The 19313-nt window shown below is 73.2% G+C and carries 13 protein-coding genes; 4 read left to right on the top strand and 9 right to left on the bottom strand.

Features of this window, described 5'->3' with window-relative positions:
* The first annotated feature begins 36 nt into the window (after window positions 1-36).
* Entirely contained in the window at window positions 37-1614 is a 1578-nt protein-coding gene (locus AB0F72_RS33260; protein WP_360439832.1) for a bifunctional NAD(P)/FAD-dependent oxidoreductase/class I SAM-dependent methyltransferase, read from the top strand.
* 696 nt (window positions 1615-2310) lie between these two features.
* Complete coding sequence (locus tag AB0F72_RS33255; RefSeq protein ID WP_360439829.1) at window positions 2311-7584, top strand: DUF3320 domain-containing protein; 5274 nt, start codon at window positions 2311-2313, stop codon at window positions 7582-7584.
* Here the strand turns inward: AB0F72_RS33255 and AB0F72_RS33250 are convergent.
* From AB0F72_RS33250 to AB0F72_RS33225, 6 genes are all read right to left on the bottom strand, one after another.
* Window positions 7574-8092, bottom strand: a complete 519-nt coding sequence (locus tag AB0F72_RS33250) for a DUF6879 family protein (RefSeq protein ID WP_360439826.1) — start codon at window positions 8090-8092, stop codon at window positions 7574-7576. The two genes, AB0F72_RS33255 and AB0F72_RS33250, sit on opposite strands and share 11 nt — an antisense overlap.
* Window positions 8093-8168: 76 nt before the next feature.
* On the bottom strand, window positions 8169-8975 hold the full coding sequence (locus AB0F72_RS33245; protein ID WP_360439823.1) for an SDR family oxidoreductase: 807 nt from the start codon (window positions 8973-8975) through the stop codon (window positions 8169-8171).
* Between the two features lie 10 nt (window positions 8976-8985).
* The gene (locus AB0F72_RS33240; RefSeq protein ID WP_360439820.1) at window positions 8986-10614 is read right to left on the bottom strand and encodes an AMP-binding protein; all 1629 of its coding nucleotides are present in this window, start codon (window positions 10612-10614) and stop codon (window positions 8986-8988) included.
* Between the two features lie 11 nt (window positions 10615-10625).
* On the bottom strand, window positions 10626-11864 hold the full coding sequence (locus AB0F72_RS33235; protein ID WP_360439817.1) for an acyl-CoA dehydrogenase family protein: 1239 nt from the start codon (window positions 11862-11864) through the stop codon (window positions 10626-10628).
* An 82-nt stretch (window positions 11865-11946) separates the two neighbouring features.
* The gene (locus tag AB0F72_RS33230) at window positions 11947-12807 is read right to left on the bottom strand and encodes a MaoC/PaaZ C-terminal domain-containing protein (protein ID WP_360439814.1); all 861 of its coding nucleotides are present in this window, start codon (window positions 12805-12807) and stop codon (window positions 11947-11949) included.
* A gap of 1 nt (window position 12808) precedes the next feature.
* Window positions 12809-14149 (bottom strand): 3-oxoacyl-ACP reductase, encoded by a 1341-nt coding sequence (locus AB0F72_RS33225; RefSeq protein WP_360439811.1) that lies wholly within the window; start codon window positions 14147-14149, stop codon window positions 12809-12811.
* 83 nt (window positions 14150-14232) lie between these two features.
* Here AB0F72_RS33225 and AB0F72_RS33220 point away from each other — a divergent pair, with 83 nt between their 5' ends.
* On the top strand, window positions 14233-15510 hold the full coding sequence (locus tag AB0F72_RS33220; RefSeq protein WP_360439808.1) for an acetyl-CoA C-acetyltransferase: 1278 nt from the start codon (window positions 14233-14235) through the stop codon (window positions 15508-15510).
* A 602-nt stretch (window positions 15511-16112) separates the two neighbouring features.
* On the opposite strand, the gene AB0F72_RS33215 is transcribed toward AB0F72_RS33220, so the two are convergent.
* From AB0F72_RS33215 to dhaM, 3 genes are all read right to left on the bottom strand, one after another.
* A complete protein-coding gene (locus AB0F72_RS33215) occupies window positions 16113-17468 on the bottom strand; it encodes an endo-1,4-beta-xylanase (protein WP_360439805.1) in 1356 nt (451 codons plus the stop codon).
* Between the two features lie 117 nt (window positions 17469-17585).
* Complete coding sequence (locus AB0F72_RS33210) at window positions 17586-17846, bottom strand: HPr family phosphocarrier protein (RefSeq protein WP_360439802.1); 261 nt, start codon at window positions 17844-17846, stop codon at window positions 17586-17588.
* Window positions 17830-18216 (bottom strand): dihydroxyacetone kinase phosphoryl donor subunit DhaM, encoded by a 387-nt coding sequence (gene dhaM / locus AB0F72_RS33205; RefSeq protein ID WP_360439799.1) that lies wholly within the window; start codon window positions 18214-18216, stop codon window positions 17830-17832. The genes AB0F72_RS33210 and dhaM overlap by 17 nt, the downstream gene beginning before the upstream one ends.
* A 97-nt stretch (window positions 18217-18313) precedes the next feature.
* On the opposite strand from dhaM, the gene dhaK reads away from it, so the two are divergent.
* Window positions 18314-19312, top strand: a complete 999-nt coding sequence (gene dhaK / locus AB0F72_RS33200; RefSeq protein WP_360439796.1) for a dihydroxyacetone kinase subunit DhaK — start codon at window positions 18314-18316, stop codon at window positions 19310-19312.
* Window position 19313 lies beyond the last annotated feature (1 nt).

The following is a 19313-nucleotide window of genomic DNA, read 5'->3' as shown; positions in this document are numbered from 1 at the left end:
TGGGCGAGCACGCAGCGCAACGGAGGGACAAGAACGATGCAGCAGGATGCGTACGACGTCGTGGTGATCGGAGGCGGCGCGGCCGGCCTGAGCGGGGCCATGGTGCTGGCCCGCTCCCGGCGGTCCGTCCTCGTCGTGGACAGCGGCCAGCCGCGCAACGCGCCGGCCGCCCACATGCACAACGTGCTGGGCTTCGACGGCAAGCCGCCGGCCGAGCTGATCGCCGCCGGGCGGGACGAGCTGACGGCCTACGGCGTCGCGTTCCGCTCGGGTCTCGCCGTCGGCGCCACGCGGAACGAGAACGGCTTCACCGTCACTCTCGGTGATGGTTCCGAGGTCACGGGGCGGCGGTTGCTCGTGACCACCGGCCTGGTGGACGAGCTGCCGGAGATCGACGGGCTGGCGGAGCGGTGGGGGCGGGACGTGGCGCACTGCCCGTACTGTCACGGCTGGGAACTGCGCGATCAGCGGATCGGCATGATCGTCAGCAGCCCGATGGCGTTCCACTCGACGCAGATGTGGCGTCAGCTCAGCCCGCACGTGCTCTACCTGCTCAACGGCGGCAGCGGGCCGAGCGCCGAGCAGGCCGAGGAGCTCGCCGCGCGGGGCATCCCGGTGGTGGCCGAGCGCATCGTGTCGGTCGAGGTCGACGACGACCGGATCACCGGGGTACGGCTGGAGACCGGCGCCGTGGTGGCCGTGGACGCCCTCGCCGTCGGTCCGAGGTTCGTGGCGCGGTCGGCGGTGCTCGAATCGCTCGGGGTCAAGCCGGTCGACTTCGAGATGGCCGGCGCCGTGCTGGGCAGCCACATCCCGGCCGACCCGAACGGGGCGACATCGGTGCCCGGCGTCTGGGTGGCCGGCAACGTGACGAACCTGGGCGCCACCGTGTCGGTCGCCGCCGCCGGCGCGCAGATGACCGGCGCGATGATCAACATGGACCTGATCGCGGAGGAGACCCGCGAGGCGGTGGCCGGGTACCGGCACCGGACCGCCACGATGTTCTCCGCGGAGGCCTGGGAGGAGCGGTACCGGGGCCGGGACGCGGTGTGGAGCGGCCGGCCCAACCCGCAGCTGGTGACCGAGGCGGCGGACCTCACGCCGGGCCGGGCCCTGGACGTCGGCAGCGGCGAGGGCGCCGACGCGGTCTGGCTCGCGACGCGGGGCTGGCAGGTCGACGCGGTGGACATCTCGACCGTGGCGCTCGGCCGGGCGGCCGGGCACGCGGCGTCCGCCGGTGTCGCCGACCGGATCACGTTCAGCCACCGTGACCTGCGGCAGGAGGCGCCGGCGGCGGGATCGTACGATCTGGTCTCGGCGCAGTTCATGCACCTGCCGCCGCAGGAGCGGCAGGAGCTCTACGCCCACCTGGCCGACGCCGTCGCGCCGGGCGGGACGCTGCTGATCGTCGGGCATCACCCCTCCGATCTCGCCACCACTGCCGGGCGGATGCACTTCCCGGACATGCTGTTCACGGCCGAGGAGATCGCCGCGACGCTGGACCCGCGGGTGTGGGAGGTGGCGGCGGCCGAGGCGCGGCCCCGGCAGGCGACCGATCCGCAGGGCCGGGAGATCACCGTCCACGACGCGGTGCTGGTGGCGCGGCGCCGCTGACTCCGTGGCGCTGACTCCGTGGCGCTGAGTCCGTGGCGCTGACTCCGTGGCGGTGGATCGTGGCGGTGGCGTGGCGGTGGCGTGGCGGTGGATCGTGGCGCTTGTGGATCTTGGAAAGGTCGGTGCCGGCTGGCGCTCAGCGTTCGCCAAACGGACGCTCCGCAGCACTGGTGACCAGCTGGGCAAGCCGAGCTGGCTCTCAGTGTCGGCAAGCGGGGTCGCCGGCAGCACTGAGCGCCAGCTCGGCACCCGGTTACCCGATGAGGGCACACGCAACGTCATCGTGGACCCTGGCCTACGCCATAGCCGTGATCAGGCAACACGCAGAGCAACGGTGTGCCCCTGTCCGCGCCGGCGGGGGTCACCGTGTGCCCGTGCCGCCGCCGGGCAAGGCCACCGTGTGCCCGTGCCGCCGCCGGGTGGGGCCACCGTGTGCCCGTGCCGCCGCCGGGTGGGGTCACCGTGTGCCCGTGCCGCCGGCCCGGGGTCACGTTGTGCCCGTGCCGCCGGCTCCGGGGTCACGTTGTGCCTGTGCCGCCGGGCTGGGTCACCGTGTGCCCGTGGCGCCGGTCTGGGTCACCGTGTGCTCCGGCCCGCGATCCCGGGTGGCCTTGCGGCAGCGTGCTCGGCCGGGTCGCGTCCGACAAAAAGGGTGAATTGCCAGCATTGACCCGGTCACCTTGCTGGAATGAGCACATGCGGCCGGATGATGCTGAAGGACACACCGGCCCGGGCGAGGACGTCCGGGCGGCGCTCGCGGCCTGGCGGGACGGGATCGCCGGCCCCGGTGCGGCCAACCGCCTCGTCAACCTGCCGCGGGGCGGCGCCGACCTGGTCGAGATCAGCGCACCGGAACCGGCCGGCATCCTGGACGCGCTGCGCGCCGGCCGGGACTGCGCTTTCGGCACCGGGAAGGGCGAGTTGCAGGCCGCTGTGCCCGACGAGGTGCTGCATCCGCTGCTGCGCCGCCTGCGCCGGCACAGCCGGCAGGAACAGGCCGACCGCGGGGTCGAGGTCCTGCATCTCGCGATCGGCCTGCTGCATTGGCAGGACAGCACGGGTACCGGGTACGCGAGCCCGATCCTGCTGGCTCCGGTCGAACTGGTGGCCCTGGGCCCGGACGACGTCCCCCGCCTCCGCGCGGGCAGTGGCGACCCGATCGTCAACCCGGCCCTGGTGAGCCGGCTCGCTCAGCTCGGCATCGAGCTGACCGGCACGGATCCGGGCGCCGTCGCCGCGGTGACCACGGGACGGCCCGGTTGGCGTACCGATGGCACAGTGGTTCTGGCGCGGTTCGACGTCGCCGCCGAGGAGATCCGCCGCGACCTGATCCGGCACGAGGAGACGATCGCCGGGCACCCGGTGGTCCGGGCCCTCGCCGCAGCGCACAGCCTCACGTTCACCCCGGCCGGGCCCGCCGAGATCGACACGGTGGCCCCGCCGGAGCAGACCACGCTGGCCCTCGACGCCGACGCCGACCAGCGGTCCTGCGTCGCGGCAGCCCTCGACGTGCGCAGCTTCGTGATCGACGGCCCGCCCGGCACCGGAAAGTCGCAGACCGTCGCGAACCTGATCGGCGCTCTCGCGCACGCCGGCAAACGGGTCCTGTTCGTCTCCGAGAAGGCCGCCGCGCTCGACACCGTCCAGCACCGGCTCTCCTCCGCCGGCCTCGGCAACTACCTGCTCGACCTGCACGGCGCCAAGGGCTCCCGCCGGCACGTGGCGGGTGCTCTCGCCGCCGCCCTGGACGCGGCGCCGGCCGCACCGGCGCCCGGCATGACCGGCGAGGACCGGGAACGGCTCGCCGGGATCCGGGAGCGGCTGGACGCGTACGCGGCGGCCGTCAACGAGGTCCGGGAACCGCTCGGACGCAGCCTGCACGACGTGATCGGCACTCTCGCGCGGCTCAGCGACGTGCCGGACGCGCCGACCGCCGGCATCCACGCCGCCGCGCTCACCGAGGAGACCCTTGACCGGGTACGCGGGGCCGCCGCCCGCCTGGAGCACGCCTGGCGTCCGGCGAACGAGCGCAGCGGCTACCGGTGGCGTGAGGTGATCGAGCGCGCGCCGCTGGACGAGGCCCTGGAGCTCGCCCAGATGGCTCTCGACGACCTGGCCGGCGCGTCCACCCCGAACGCGGCCATCGCGACCGCGTTTCACCTGCGGCTGCCGTCGGACGCCCCGGCGCTGGCCGAGGCCGCCGAGCACGCCGCCCGCCGCCCGCGCGGCGTCGAGGACTCCTGGCTCACCGCGATGGCGCTGCGCCCGATCCGGCAGGCCGCCGAGGATCTGGAACGGCTGCTCGACGAGGTGACTCGTGCGGTCGAGCAGGCCGAGGCCCGTACCGGGGTGAGCTGGGAGACCCTGGCCGCGCCGCTGGACGCCACCCGCATCCCCGAGCCGCCGCGTCTCGACCCGCCCGCGGTACGCCTCGAACCGCTCACCGCCGCCGAGGCGAAATCCCTGGCCGGCCGGTTCGCGGCGGACGCCGACGAGCTGGAGCACCAGCAGCAGCGGCTGGACCGGGTCACCACCCGGCTGCGGCTGCCGGACGTGGTCATGTTCACCGACGTCGAGCTGGTGACCCTCATCGCCGACCTGGGCGGGCGGCCGGACAAGCCGCTGCCGGCCTGGTTCTCCCCGGGCGCGCAGAGCGCGGTGCACGGCGCCGCCGCCCAGCTGCGCCGGCACGTCGAGGCGGTGGCCGCCGCGCGGGCCGAGGCGGCGCCCTACTTCACCGAGGCGGTGCTCTCCGCACCCGTCGAGGAGCTGGCCGAACGCTTCGCCACCGTGCACCGCGGCGCCCGCAAGCTGCTCGCCCCGCACCGCCGGGACAAGGAGACGGTGGCCGGGCTCGCCCAGCCCGAGGTGACCGTCGACGAGGCCGTCGCCCACCTCGACCTCGCGGTTGCCTGGCGTCGCGCCCATGAGGGCCTGATCGCCGCGGAACGGCAGCACGCCGGTCTGCTCGGCCGGTACTGGAAGCGGCTCGACACCGACTTCCGGGCGATCGGCCGGGCCCTGGAGACGGCGGCCGAGGTGCTGCGGGTGGCCCCGGCCGAAGCCCTGCAATCCGTGATCAGCTTCGTGACCGCCGACCCGGCGGCCGGCGCCGGTCCGACCGCCGGCGAGGAGCTGCTCAGCACGGTCACCGAGGCCCGGGACGTGTTCCGGCACTGGCGGGCCACGCTGCTCCCGGAGCCGGAACCGGCGGCCCGCCCCGAACTCGGCCAGGGCAGCGTGCAGGCCGGCATCAACTGGTTGCGCGCCCAGGTCGGCCCGTTGCGGGAGACCGCCCGGCTGCTCGACCAGCTCGGCCGGGCCGTCGGCCGGGACCTGAACGTGGCCGAGGCCGCGACGGTGCTGCAGGCCCGGCAGGCGGTCCTCGACGCCGAGGACGCCCTGAACGCCGCGTCGGCCGGGTATCGGGCCGTGCTCGGCGACGCCTACCAGGGACGGCGGACCGACCTGCGCGCGCTCGGCGCGGCGATCGACTGGGCGGCCCGGGCCCGCACGCTGCGGACCGGCACGGACGCGGCGCTCAACACCGAGCAGGTGAACGCGCTCGCCGCCGGCGGTGCGCGACCGGCCGACCTGCTCCCGCTGATCGAGGCGTGGCAGGAGGCCCGGCAGCGGATCCTGGACGCGTTCGGCCCGGCCCGGCAGGTGCGGCTCGCCACCACCCTCGACCGTTACGAGACGGCCCGTGACCTGCTGCGGGACCTGCGGGAGGACGACACCGGGCAGCGCGAGTGGTTCGACTACCTGGCCGCCCGGGAGGTGCTCGCCGAGCACGGCCTGGACGCGGTCGTGGACTTCTGCGCCGACCACGCGGTGGACGTGCGGCGGGTGCCGGACGTGATCGAGCGGACCGCGTACCGGGCGTGGGCGGACGAGGTGATCGCCTCGGACGAGCGGCTCGAACCGCTCTCCGCCGCCGAGCGGGGCGACCTCGTCGAGGAGTTCCGCCGCCTGGACGCGGCGCTGCTCCAGGACGCGGCCAGCGCGGTGATCAGCACGACCGACAGCCGCCGGCCGCGGACACCGAAGAAGATCCCACCGAGGATCGCGCTGATCCGCTCCGAAGGGCAGAAGCAGACCGGTCACCTGCCGGTCCGCGAGCTGCTCGCCGAGACCTGGGAGATCGCGTCGGCGCTCAAGCCGTGCGTGCTGGCGCCGCCCGCCGTGGCCGGCCGGCTGCTGCCGGACGAGGCGCGCTTCGACGTGGTGATCATCGACGAGGCGTCCCGGATGACGCCGGCCGCCGCGGTCTGCTGCGCCCGGCGCGGCGCCGCACTGATCATCGTGGGCGACGCGGCGCAGCTCCCGCCGCCCGGCGACGGGCCCTCGGTCCTGGTGGTGGCGAACGACTGCGGCGGGTTCACCCGGATCGGGCTGACCCGGCACTACCGCAGCCGCCACGAGGGACTGATCAGTTTCGCCAACCAGAACTTCTACCAGCATCGGCTCGTCACGTTCCCGGGCGCGTTGCCCGCCGGGCCGGACGTCGGCGTGGAGCTGTTCAGCATCGGCGCGGCCGGCAGCGAGGCCGACTTCGTCGCGGAACGGGTCGTCCACCACTTCAACCACCGGCCCAGCCTCTCGATCGGCGTGGTCACGCTGACCGCCGCGCAGGCCGACACGATCGCCGACACCGTGGAGGCGACCCTCGCCGGGGACCCCGACCTGGAGCGGTTCCTCGGCGACGTGTTCGTGAAGGACGCCGAGACCGCGCAGGGTGACGAACGCGATGTGATCATCCTGTCCACCGGGCCGAGCCTGGACGCGGCGGGCGGATCGACCGGCGCGCGGCGGCTGAATGTCGCGATCACCCGGGCCCGGCAGCGGGTCGAGGTGGTCAGCGGGATCCCGGCACGGGCCGAGCCGGCCGCCGAGGGCGAGCGCAAACTGGCTGCGTACCTGGAGGAAGCGGCCCTGGGAGGCATCCGGGGTGAGGAAGACGCCCAGGCCGCCACATCGCTCGAAGAGTCGGTCCTGGAAACCATTGTGGGCTGGGGCTATGCGGCGCGCGGCCAGGTCGGCGCGGGTCCGGGCCGCGTCGCGGTGGGGGTACGGGCCACCGACGCCGACGCGGAGGCCGGGTATGCCCTGGGCGTGCTCTGCGACGGGCCGGGTCACGCCGCACCGATCGCCCGGGACCGGGACCGCCTCACCGACCAGGTGCTGCACAGCCTCGGCTGGACCGTGCACCGGATCTGGAGCGTCCCGTGGTACCGGGACCGGGCCGCCGAGGAGACCCGGCTGCGGACCGCCATCGAGCACGCCCTGGCCGAACCGGACGTCTTCGCCGAACCCGACGAGGAGCAGCTCGCGGTCCGCCCCGCGCCGCGGCCGGAGTGGGCGCTGCCCTACGAGCGGGCGACGGTCGGCGCGCTGCCGGCCAGCGCCCGCGCCAACGACGACGAGGCGCGGGCCCTGCTGATCCGGGCGGTCGAGCGGATCGCCGAGGTGGAGGGGCCGGTGCACCTGCAGATCCTGACCCGTCGGATCCGCGAGGCGTGGGGGATCAGCCGGCTCACCCAGGGCGTGAAGACCGCGATCGAGGCGGCGATCCGGGCGTCCAGTGCCGGATTCGACGGCACGTTCGTGACAGCGCCGGACGCGCCGATCCCGACCGTGCGGGTTCCCGCCGACGGGGTGAACCGCAAACCGGATCAGGTCGCCGAGCCGGAGTTGCAGCTCGCCCTCGAGTACCTGGTGCTCGACGCCGGCCTGGTCGAGGGGGACGACCTGCTGGCGGCCGCCGGCCGGCTGTTCGGCTGGAGCGGCAACCGGGCCGGCGCGTCCCGCCTCGCCGCGATGCTCGACGACCTGGTCTCGGCCGGCCGGCTGATCGCGCACCGCAGCGGGCTGATCGCCGCGCCCGAGGAGGATCTGCTGGACCTGCCGGACGTGGCGACGCTGCCGCACCGCGCCGACGCGATCCGCCGGGAGGACGTCAAGGCCTGACGTAGTCCTCGTGCGGGATCGCTCGCGGCCAGAGCGCGTCCCGTACCCGTGCGCAGTGCCCGACGATCGCCGGGTCCGCGGTGGCGGCGCCGGCCGTGAACGAGCCGTCCGGCGCCACCAGGGTGAACACCACCCGCCGGTCGTCGAAGATCCAGAAGTCGTCGGTGGTGACCGGCAGCCCGTCCAGATCGTCGCGGGGCAGCCAGCGGATCCGCTCGCCGGCGTCCACGTTGAGGTGCGAGATGCTCAGCAGCCAGCGGGTGTACGCCCCGTGCGGCACCGTGATCACGCGGAGCCGCCGCACGCTGCGCCCGGTCGCCGTGGTGCTGCGGATCAGGTCGAGCCACGGTTCCTGCCAGGCGAAGTCGTCGGGCTCGCCGGTGAGGTACCGGCGGATCGGCTCGGACTCCTCGGCGATGTCGTAGGCGTCCGCGACCTCGAGATGGAACGCGGAACGCTCGAAGGTCCGGAAGGCCGCCTCGAAGTCGCCGTTCAAGAGCAACTGCATGCGATCCACGATGGTCACTGACGGTGTACTGGTCCACAGCGCAGCGTGAAAACCGCAGGTCGCAGGAAAAGTGATCTCAGCCGTTGCGCCAGGACCCGGAATCCAGATGGGAACCGGCCTGCGGGCCCATCAGCAGCATGCCGCCGTCCACCACCCAGGAGGCGCCGGTGACATATCCGGCGTCCGGGCCGGCCAGCATCGCCACGACCGCGGCCACCTCGTTCGCGTCACCCGGCCGGCCCGCCGGGATGCCGGGACGGCTCACCGTGCGCGGGTCGACGTCCTCGTTCCCGGTCATCGGCGTGGCGATCTCGCCCGGCGCCACCGCGTTCACCGTGATCCCGTCGGCCGCGAGCTCCTGCGCCATCACCTTGGTGAGCAGGCCGAGACCGCCCTTCGCCGCGCAGTACGCGCCCGAGCCGACCCGCGGCGCGTGCTCGTGCACGCTGGTGATGTTGATGATCCGGCCGCCCCGGCCGGTGGCGAGCATCCGCCGGGCCGCGCGCTGGGCGCAGAGGAACGGGCCGTCCAGGTCGACGGCGAGCACCTGCCGCCAGTCCTCGAAGGACGTCTCGGTCACCGGCGTGGAGATGCCGGTGCCGGCGCAGTTGACCAGCACGCCGAGGCCGCCCAGGGCGTCCGCCAGGTCGTCGATCACGTCCGCCGCGCCGGGCAGCCGGGACAGGTCGAGGTGCCGGACCTCGGCGCGCCGGCCGGCGGCGCGGACCTGTGCGGCGGTCTCCTCGGCGCCCTCGTCGTCGGACCGGAACGTCACGCCCACGTCGAAGCCCGCCTTCGCGAGGGCGACGGCGGTGGCCTCACCGATCCCGGAATCCGAGCCGGTGACGATCGCGACCCGGTCATAGCTCTCACGCTGCGGCATGCTCTGCCGGTTACCCCGCCGCCGGACGAGGTAACTCGCGAGCCAGGATCTTGCCGGTCGCGTTGCGCGGCAGGGCGTCCAGGAAGATCACGTCACGCGGGACGCAGAACCGGGCCCGGTTCCGGCGCACGTGCTCCCGCACCACGTCCGGGTCGAGCTTCTCGTCGTCGCGCAGCACCAGGTAGGCGGCGAGGCGCTGGCCGTACTCGTCGTCCGGCACCCCGATCACCGCCACCTCGCGCACCTGCGGCAGCCCGGCGAGCAGGTCCTCGACCTCGGCCGGATAGACGTTCTCCCCACCGGAGACGATCATGTCGTCCTCGCGGCCGTCGACGAAGACCCGGCCGGCCGCGTCGACGTGCCCCAGGTCGCCGGTGCCGAGCAGCCCGTCCCGTTTCCGGGTCGCCGCGGAGTTCGTGTACCCCTCGAAGATCATCTCGTTGGCCACGAAGATCCGGCCCACCGTTCCGGGCGGCACCTCACTGTCCTGCTCGTCGAGGATCTTCACGGTGGTCCCCGCAGGCGGCCGGCCGGCGGTGTCCGGGGCGGCCCGCAGGTCGGCCGGGGTGGCGATCGACACCCAGGAGGCCTCGGTCGAGCCGTACAGGTTGTAGAGGACGTCGCCGTACCGGTCCATGAACCGGGTGGCGAGGCCACCCGGCAGAGCCGAGCCGCTGACCGCGGCCACCCGCAGGCCGGGCGATGCCGCTTGGGCGGGGAGGTCCATCAGCTGCTGGAGCATCACGGGTACGGCGATGAGCGCGTCGACGCCCCCGCCGGTGATCGTGTCCCGGACCCGCTCCGGCTGGAATCTCCGGTGCAGGTGGATCGTCGCGCGCAGCGCCAGGGCGATCTGCAGTCCGGCGAACCCCCAGGTGTGGAAGAGCGGCGCGGAGATCAGCACGTGGTCGCCGGCGCGCAGCGGGATCCGGTCGATCACCGAGCAGAGCGGGCGGAAGCCGCCGGGAGTCGGCCGGCGTGCGCCCTTGGGCGTCCCGGTCGTGCCGGAGGTGAGCACGATGGTCCGGCCGGGCCGCTCCGGCGGCCGGAGCGGGTCCGTGCCGGTGACGGGCGCCGGCCGCAGCCCGCCCGCGCCGGTCGGGGAGGCCGGCCGGAGCTCACCCGCGCCGGTGACGGACGCCGGCCACCGCTGGTCCCGCCTCGGGATCGTGAGCCGGGCCAGCTGCGGCGCGAACTCGTCGTCGTGGATCACCGCACGCAGGTCCTGGTCGCCGGCGACGGCCGTCAGCTGGCTCGCCGAGAGACCGGTATTGATCAGGACGGGGTCGGCGCCGAGCGTGGTGATCCCGATCAGCGTCTCGATCATCCGGGCCGAGTTGCGCATGAGCAGCCCGATCCGGTCCCGGCTCCCGACCCCCTCGTCGCGCAGGGCCCGGGCGATGTGCTCCGCCCCGGCCAGCAGCTCGGCGTAGGTCACCCGGCGCTCGTCGTCGATCACCGCGACCCGGTGCGGGCTGCGGGCGGCGGCCTGGCGCAGCTCGCCGGCGAGGCCGAAGCCCCAGCGGCCGAGCGCGCCGAACTGGCGGACGATCCGGACCGGATGCCCCGGCGTGAGCAGCCCGCGCCGGGCCATGGTCGCGACGATGAACGGGGTCGTCGCGATGAACGGCAGGTCCATGCGGCCCCCTGTCAGCGGATCTGTACTCCGGAGATGGCTCGGGCGATCACCAGTCGCTGGATCTCCGAGGTCCCCTCGAAGATCGTGTAGATCTTGGCGTCGCGGTACATCCGCTCCACCGGGTGGTCCCGCAGGTACCCGGCGCCGCCGAGGATCTGCACCGCCTTCTCGGTGACCGCGACCGCCACCTCGCCGGCCTTCAGCTTCGACATCGAGCCCTCGCCCGCGTCGAACGGGCGCTCGGCGCGCCCCATCCAGGCCGCCCGCCACACCAGCAGGCGAGCCGCGTCGATCTCGGTGCGCATGTCGGCGAGGGCGAACGCCACGGCCTGGTTCTCGATGATCGGGCGGCCGAACTGCACCCTGCTCTTGGCGTAGTCCAGCGCGTACTCGTAGGCGGCCCGGGCGATGCCGAGCGCCTGCGCGCCGACGGCCGGGCGGGAGAGCTCGAACGTCCGCATCGCGGCCTGCCCCGAGCGCCGCGGCCCCGCCTTCGCGCCGGTGTTCGCCGCCGCCTCCCGGGCCTTGGCGAGCCTGCGGTCCAGCACCTCCTTGCCGCCGAGCAGGCAGCTGCCGGGCACCCGGACGTCGTCCAGGAAGACGTCGGCCGTGTGTGAGGCGCGCAGGCCCAGCTTCTTCAGCTTGCGGGTGCCGGCCAGCCCCTTGGTGCCCGGCGGCACCACGAAGGCGGCCTGCCCGCGGGCGCCCAGCGACGGATCGACACTGGCCGTCACCACGTGCACGTTGGCGATCCCGCCGTTCGTGGCGTACGCCTTCTGCCCGCTGAGCACCCACTCGTCGGACGCCTCGTGGTAGACCGCCCGGCTGCGCATCGCGGCGACGTCCGACCCGGCTTCCGGCTCGGTGCTGCAGAACGCCGCCACCTTCGGATCGCCGGCGTCGCCGAAGCACTGCGGCACCCACTCGACGAGCTGCTCCGGCGTGCCCGACCCGTAGATCGCGGCGACCGCCAGAGAGGTCCCGGAGATCGCCATGCCGATCCCGCCGTCACCCCAGAAGAGCTCCTCGTTGGCGACCGGCAGGCTCAAGCCGGAGGTGTCCGACCACGTGTTCGCCAGGAACTCGAACCCGTAGAGACCGATCTTCGCGGCCTCCTGGAGCACCGGCCACGGCGTCTCCTCGCGCTCGTCCCACTCGGCGGCGGCCGGCCGGATCACCGACTCGGCGAAGCCGTGGACCCATTCCCGCAGGTCTTGTTGCTCCTCGTTGAGGTCGAGCCAGAACTCCACGTCGGTCAGCCTTCCCGCGCGCTGGTTAACTCGCCGGTAACTTTAGGAGCGCACTCGATTCCTGACAACCGTCATCGATGGATCAGGCCGTGCCGGCGGTGACCGAGCCGGTCAGGTGCGGCCGGTTCGACGACAGGCCGAACTCCCAGCCGGTGGCGGTGGGCGTGGCCGTGAAGGTCGGCTTCGCGGGGAGCAGGACGGGCTGCTTGAAGGCGATGTCCACGGTGTACGACGCGGGCAGGCGGCCCTCCAGGGCGGCCAGGGCATGCGCCGCGGTCCACATGCCGTGGGCGATCGGGCGCGGGAAGCCGAACAGCCGGGCGCCGAGCCGGGACGTGTGGATCGGGTTGCGATCGCCGGAGACGGCCGCGTAGTCGCCGCCGACGCGGGCCGGCACCCGCCACACCGCGCCGCCCGGCGTCTCCGGGGCGTCGCTCTCCGGGACGTCGCTCCTCGGGCGCTGCTCGGCCGGCTTGGTGACGCGCAGGTACGTCGACACCTCCCGCCACACCTCGGCACCGCCGGCCGAAGCCGTGGTGATCATGTCGAACCGGCGGCCGCGCGGATGGTCCCGCAGGTCGGCCGCCCGGACCGACAGGTCGAGACGGGAGTCGGCGGAGATCGGCCGGGCCACCGTGACCCGGTTCGCGACGTGCACCAGGCCGATCAGCGGGAGCGGGAAGTCCGGCATCGTCATCAGCCGCATGGCCAGCGGGAACGCGAGCACGTGCGTAAACGTCGCCGGGAGCGTGTCGGAGAGGCGGAACCCGCACACCCGGTCGTACGCGGCGAGATGCCCCCGGTCCACCACCACGCCCCGGTGCACCATCTCGACCTCCGGCAGGGCGCCGCCGCGCCGGGCGCCGGGGAGCATCCCGAGCGCCGCCCGCGCGTACGCCGCCCCGGTGCCCGGACCCGAGCTGAGCTCGACGACGGCCACCACGTCAGGCGCCCAGCAGGCTCTGGCCGCAGACCCGGACCACGTTGCCGGTGATCGTCTGCGAGCCGGGCGCGGCGAACCAGGCGATCGTCTCGGCCACGTCGATCGGCAGGCCGCCCTGCGACATGCTGTTCAGCCGCCGTCCCGCCTCGCGGAGCCCGACCGGCATCTTCGCTGTCATCGCGGTCTCGATGAAGCCGGGCGCCACCGCGTTGATCGTGATGCCGCGCGCCTGGAGGATCGGCGCGTAGGACTGGACCATGCCGATCACGCCGGCCTTGCTCGTCGCGTAGTTGGTCTGTCCCCGGTTCCCGGCGATGCCGGCGATCGACGCGACCCCGATGATCCGGCCGCCTTCGGTGAGCAGGTCGCGAGCGAGCAGCTCGTCGTTCACCCGCTCCGGCGCGGTCAGGTTGACCCCGATCACCGCGTCCCAGCGGTCCTCGGACATCCGGGCGATCGTCTTGTCCCGGGTGATGCCGGCGTTGTGCACCACGATGTCGACCCCCGCGTGCGGCCCGGCCGCAAGGTATCCGGCCAGCCGCGCCGGCGCGTCCGGCGCGGTGAGGTCGAGCTGCAGCGCGCGGCCGGAGCAGGAGTTCGCCACGTCGGCGAGGGCGTCACCGGCGGCCGGCACGTCCAGCGCGATCACGTCGGCGCCGTCCCGGGCCAGCGTCTTCGCGATCGCCGCGCCGATGCCCCGGGCCGCGCCGGTGACCAGGGCGAGTTTGCCGTCGAGTGGCCGCTCCGCGTCGACCGGCGACGGGGGCGTGCCGGCGCCGATCCGGACGACCTGCCCGGAGACGTAGGCCGACCTGCCGCTCAGCAGGAACCGCATGGTGGAGTCGAGCGCCGCCTCGCCGCCGGGCGTCACGTAGACGAGCTGACTGGTCACCCCGCGCCCGAACTCCTTGCCGATGCTCCGGGTGAGACCTTCCAGGCTCCGCTGCGCGGTCGCCTCTTTCGGGCCGGGCGTCGCTTCCGGCGGGGTGCCCAGCACGATCACGCGGCCGGAGACCTTCACACTGCGTGCGTACGGGTGGAAGAAGTCGAAGAGAGCGCGGAGTTGACCGGAGTCGGTGATGCCCGTCGCGTCGAAGATCAGCGCGCTGTGCCCCGTACCCTCGATGTGGTTGGCCGCGACCTCGACGCCCGCGTCTCCCAGCAGCTTGCGGATCGGCTCGGAGAGCCGCCCGCCCGGCGCCGCGCCCAGCAGGACCGGCCCGTCGGTGAGCGGGTCGCCGGGACGGTGCCGGCGCAGACGCGGCGGATCAGGCAGCCCGAGGCGCTTGACCACGGTCCGGCCGAGGCCGGAGTTGGCGAAGTTCGCGTACCTGTCAGCCATGCGAGTAGCCTACTCGTGGGTAGCTTGCTGGGTGGTCGATGCATGGGCAATCGATGTGTGGGCAATCGATGTGGAGGATAGTCGTGCCGGACATCAATCGGGTGGCGGTGCTCGGCGGCAACCGGATCCCGTTCGCGCGGTCCAACAGCCGGTACGCCGAGGCGTCGAACCAGGACATGCTGACCGCGGCGCTGGACGGGCTGATCGCCCGGTTCGGCCTGGCCGGCGAGCAGCTCGGCGAAGTGGTCGCCGGCGCCGTGCTCAAGCACTCCCGTGACTTCAATCTGACCCGCGAGGTGGTGCTCGGCTCCCGCCTCGATCCGCGCACCCCGGCCTACGACATCCAGCAGGCCTGCGGCACCGGCCTGGAAGCCGCCATCCTGGTCGCCAACAAGATCGCCCTCGGTCAGATCGACGCCGGCGTCGCCGGTGGCGTGGACACCACGTCGGACGCTCCGCTGCAGCTCAACGAGGACATGCGCCGCACGCTGCTGTCGCTCAACCGGGCCCGCACGCTGGGCGACCGCCTCAAGGCCGTCGGGCGGCTGCGTCCGCAGCAGGCGTTCCAGCCCGAGCTGCCGCGCAACTCCGAGCCGCGCACCGGGCTGTCGATGGGCGAGCACGCGGCGATCACGGCCCTGCGCTGGCAGATCAGCCGGGAAGCCCAGGACGAGCTGGCCCTCACGTCGCATCAGCGCCTCGCCGCCGCGTACGAACGCGGGTTCTTCGATGATCTTCTGACCCCCTACCTGGGACTCACCCGGGATCAGAACCTGCGCCCCGACACCACGCTGGAGAAGCTCGCCGGGCTGAAGACGGTGTACGGCCGGGAGAACCCGACCATGACGGCGGGCAACTCGACGCCGCTCACCGACGGCGCCTCGACCGTGCTGCTCGCCTCCGAGCAGTGGGCGGCCGCGCACTCACTGCCGGCCCTCGCCTACGTCGTGGACTCGGAGACCGCGGCCGTCGACTACGTGCACGGCGACGAGGGTCTGCTGATGGCCCCGGCGTACGCGGTGCCCCGGATGCTGGCCCGCAACGGCCTCACCCTGCAGGACTTCGACTTCTACGAGATCCACGAGGCGTTCGCGTCGCAGGTGCTCAGCACGCTGGCAGCCTGGGAGTCCCCGGAGTTCTGCAAGGAGCGGCTCGGGCTGGACGCGCCGCTCGGCTCGATCGACCGCGCGAAGCTGAACGTCAACGGCTCGTCGCTGGCCGCCGGGCACCCGTTCGCGGCGACAGGCGGGCGGATCGTGGCCACGCTGGCGAAGCTGCTCGCGCAGAAGGGCGCCGGCCGGGGCCTGATCTCCATCTGCGCGGCAGGCGGCCAGGGCGTGGTGGCGATCCTGGAACGCTGAACGCTGAACGCTGAACGCTGAACGCTGAACGCTGAACGCTGAACGCTGAACGCTGAACGCTGAACGCTGAACGCTGAACGCTGAACGCTGGCCGGGCCGCGGCCGCAGCCGCCGGTCACTCCGCCGGTCACCGCACGGGGCCGCGGCCGGCTGACCGAGGCGCGCCTCACCGCCGAGCCGTAGCCAGTGCAGGTCAACGGGCGGCGGTATGCCCTGCGTCCGCTACGGCTCGGGGGCGTGAGCCGTAGCTGAGGCAGGTTTCGCCGGCGTTTTGCCCGCGTGGGCTACGGCTCCGGGACGCGTCTGGAACGCGAGCCGTAGCCTACGCACGTTCCCGGGGCGTTTTGCCTGCGTGGGCTACGGCTCGGGGGTGTGAGCCGTAGCGGGGGCAGGTTCCCGGGGCGTTTTGCCTGTGTGGGCTACGGCTCGGGGGTGTGAGCCGTAGCGTACGCAGGTTCCCGGGGCGTTTTGCCTGCGTTTTGGATGCGTCGGCTACGGCTGGGGACTCGCAATCAGCGCACGCGATCGGGGTTTTGCGTGCGCTGATTGCCGGTCCCACGCCGGACGGACGGGCGGCCGGGTGCCGCCGGACTACACGGTGGTCAGCGGGCGGTACAGGTGGGTGTGCCGGTCAGGGCGGTTCCGGTGCCCTGGAAGCCGAACTCCGTGCTCCCGCCGGCCGCCACGCCGCCGTTGTAGCCGACGTTCGTGAAGGCGCCGGAGCCGCTCGCGGTGGCGTTCCACGTGTTGGTGATCGTGGAACCGGACGGCAGCGTCACGGCCACGGTCCAGCCGTTGATCCGGGCTGCTCCGGCGGTCACCTTCACCGTCACCACGAAACCGCCGGTCCACGCGTTGACCGACGTGGTCGCGGCACAGCCGGAGCCGGCCTGCGGATCGCTGGGAGACACCGACGGCGACACCGACGCGGAGACGGACGCGGAGACCGACGGCGACGGCGTCGCGCCGCCCAGCTCGGTCAGGACCGCGGTGTACGCCGCCTTCGGGTTGCCGTTGCCGTCGAACAGCAGCGGGGTGCCGCCGGCCCGCCACGAGTCGCTGTCCCGGATGCCCCACACGGTGATCCCGTTGCACCGGGTCACCGCGAGGCACGCCCGGACGACCGCGGCATACGAGGCGGCCTGCGCGCTGCCGGATCCCTCGATGTCCAGTTCGGTGATCTGCACGTCCACCCCGAGGTTCGCGAACCGCTGCAGGTTGGCCTGGTAGTCGGCGGGCAGCGGGGACTGCGCGTTGAAGTGGGACTGGAAGCCGACGCAGTCGATCGGCACGCCGCGCGCCTTGAAGTCCTGCACCATGGCGTAGACCGCGTTGCTCTTCGCGTTCTGCCCGTCGGTGTTGTAGTCGTTGTAGCAGAGCTTGGCGCCGGGGTCGGCGGCCCGCGCGGCGCGGAACGCCACCTCGATCCAGTCGTTGCCGGTGCGCTGCAGGTTGGAGTCGCGGCGGGCGCCGGTCGAGCCGTCGGCGAACGCCTCGTTCACCACGTCCCAGGAGTCGATCTTGCCGCGGTAGTGGGTGGCGACCTGGGTGACGTGGTTGACCATGGCGGTGCGCAGGGCGGCGCCGCTCAGGTTCTGCGCCCAGGACGGCTGCTGCGAGTGCCAGGCCAGGGCGTGCCCGCGGACCTTCTGCCCGTTGGCGAGGGCCCGGTTCACGATGGTGTCGGCGGCGGCGTAGCTGAACGTGCCCTGGGACGGCTCGGTGGCGTCCCACTTCATCTCGTTCTCCGGGGTGACCGAGGTGAACTCCCGGTCCAGGATTCCGGAGTAGACCGCGTCGGAGAGCTTGTAGGCGGCCACGGCGGTGCCGAAGTAGCGGCCCTTCTCGGCAGCGGCCGCGCCGAGGGTGGTGGCCGCGTTCGCGCTGGGGGAGAGGGCGACGACGGCGGCGGCCGCGGTCACGGCGCCGGCCGACAGCAGGATCAGGGTGCGTCTCATGGGGACTCCAATGGCTTCGGAGGAAGTGGGGATCGAAACTCATCGAAACGCTACCGACATGTATCGGAAACCTCAACCGGTTCAGCTCATGATCCTGCTGGTAACCGACTCCGAAACTTACGAGGCCGTGCGCAGCACCTCGGCCACGGCGGCCGCCGCCTCGGGGGCGTCGTCGCCGGACGCGGTGACGATCACCGAGCTGCCGGCCTCGGCGCCGAGCGACATCAGGCGCAGTGCGCTCCGGGCGTCGGCGGCGCGGTCGTCACGGCGTACCTGAACGGAGGCCTGGAAGCGGGTGACGGCCCGGACCACCGCACCCGCCGGCCGGGCGTGCAACGCCGCCGGCAGAACGACCTCGATCTCAGAACTTGGGGACATCACGAGCCTCCCGGGCGGCCTCGGCGACGGTCTCCAGGTCGGCGCCGGTGGACGCGAGCACGGCCGCGGCGACCGCCCCCTCCACGAACGGCGCGTCGACCAGCACGGGGCCAGGATCAAGATCTTCGATGACGGTACGGGTGGTCAGCACCGCGCTGCCCAGATCGGCGAGGACCAGCACCCCCGCCCCGGCCTCCGCCCGCCCGATCGCCGCCGCGATCAGTTCCGCGTCGGTGCCCAGCCCGCCCCCGGGCAGGCCGCCGGCCGGCTCCACCCGTACCTCCTCGGTCGCCACCTGCCGCAGCAGGTCGCGAACCCCTTCCGCCAGTGTGCCGCTGTGCGACACGAGCACGATCCCGACAAGCGCCATGGGAATGGATGTTAGTCACCGAAAGGGTTGGCGGAATCGCTCAACGCGACGATGCTGATCCCCAAGGGCACCGTCGCCCGACAGGGAGGAGCCGGCCGTGAAGAAGTTCATCAACGATCCCGCCGACGTGGTGGCCGAGGCGCTCGCCGGACTCGCCGCCGCCCATCCCGAGCTGCGCGTCGACGCGGCCGGACAGTACGTGGCGCGCGCCGATGCGCCCCGTGCCGGGAAGGTCGCGCTGGTGTCCGGCGGCGGCTCCGGCCACGAGCCGCTGCACGGCGGTTTCGTCGGGCCGGGGATGCTCGACGCGGCCTGTCCCGGCGAGATCTTCACCTCGCCGGTGCCGGACCAGATCCTCGCCGCCAGCAAGGCGGTCGACGGCGGCGCCGGTGTCGTGCACGTCGTCAAGAACTACACCGGCGACGTGATGAACTTCCAGCTCGCCGCGGAGATGGCCGCCGACGAGGGGGTCACCGTGGAGACGGTGCTGGTCGACGACGACGTGGCGGTGGAGAACTCGACGTGGACGGCCGGCCGGCGCGGCACCGGCGCCACCCTGCTGGTCGAGAAGATCGCCGGGGCGCGAGCCGAGGAGGGCGGCAAGCTGGCCGAGGTCGCGGCGATCGGGCGGCAGGTCAACGAGAGTTCGGCGTCGTTCGCGTACGCGTTGACGGCCGGGACCACGCCGTCCGCCGGTCGTCCCGGGTTCGACCTGCCGGAGGACGAGATCGAGGTCGGCGTCGGCATCCACGGGGAGCCGGGCCGCCGCCGGGAGAAACTGCGCCCGGCGAAGCAACTCGTCGAGTCCGCTCTGGACGCGATCCTGGATGCCAAGCCGCGCGGCCGCGGTGACCGGGTGATCGTGCTGGTCAACGGGCTGGGCGGGACGCCGCTGATCGAGCTGTACCTGGTCTACGGCGAACTGGCGAAGATCCTGGCGGCGAAGAACCTCACGATCGAACGCCGGCTGATAGGAAATTACGTGACAAGTCTGGACATGGCGGGGCTGTCGATCACGGTGACCCGGGTGGACGACGAGATGCTCCGGCTCTGGGACGCCCCGGTCGTCACGCCGGGCCTGCGGTGGGGCGCCTGAC

Origin of the sequence: Actinoplanes sp. NPDC023936, assembly GCF_040639325.1 — a bacterium.
In the GTDB taxonomy this organism is placed as follows: Bacteria; Actinomycetota; Actinomycetes; order Mycobacteriales; family Micromonosporaceae; genus Actinoplanes.
The sequence above is the reverse complement of the archived record's forward strand: the minus strand, read 5'-3'. Positions and strand labels throughout refer to the sequence as shown.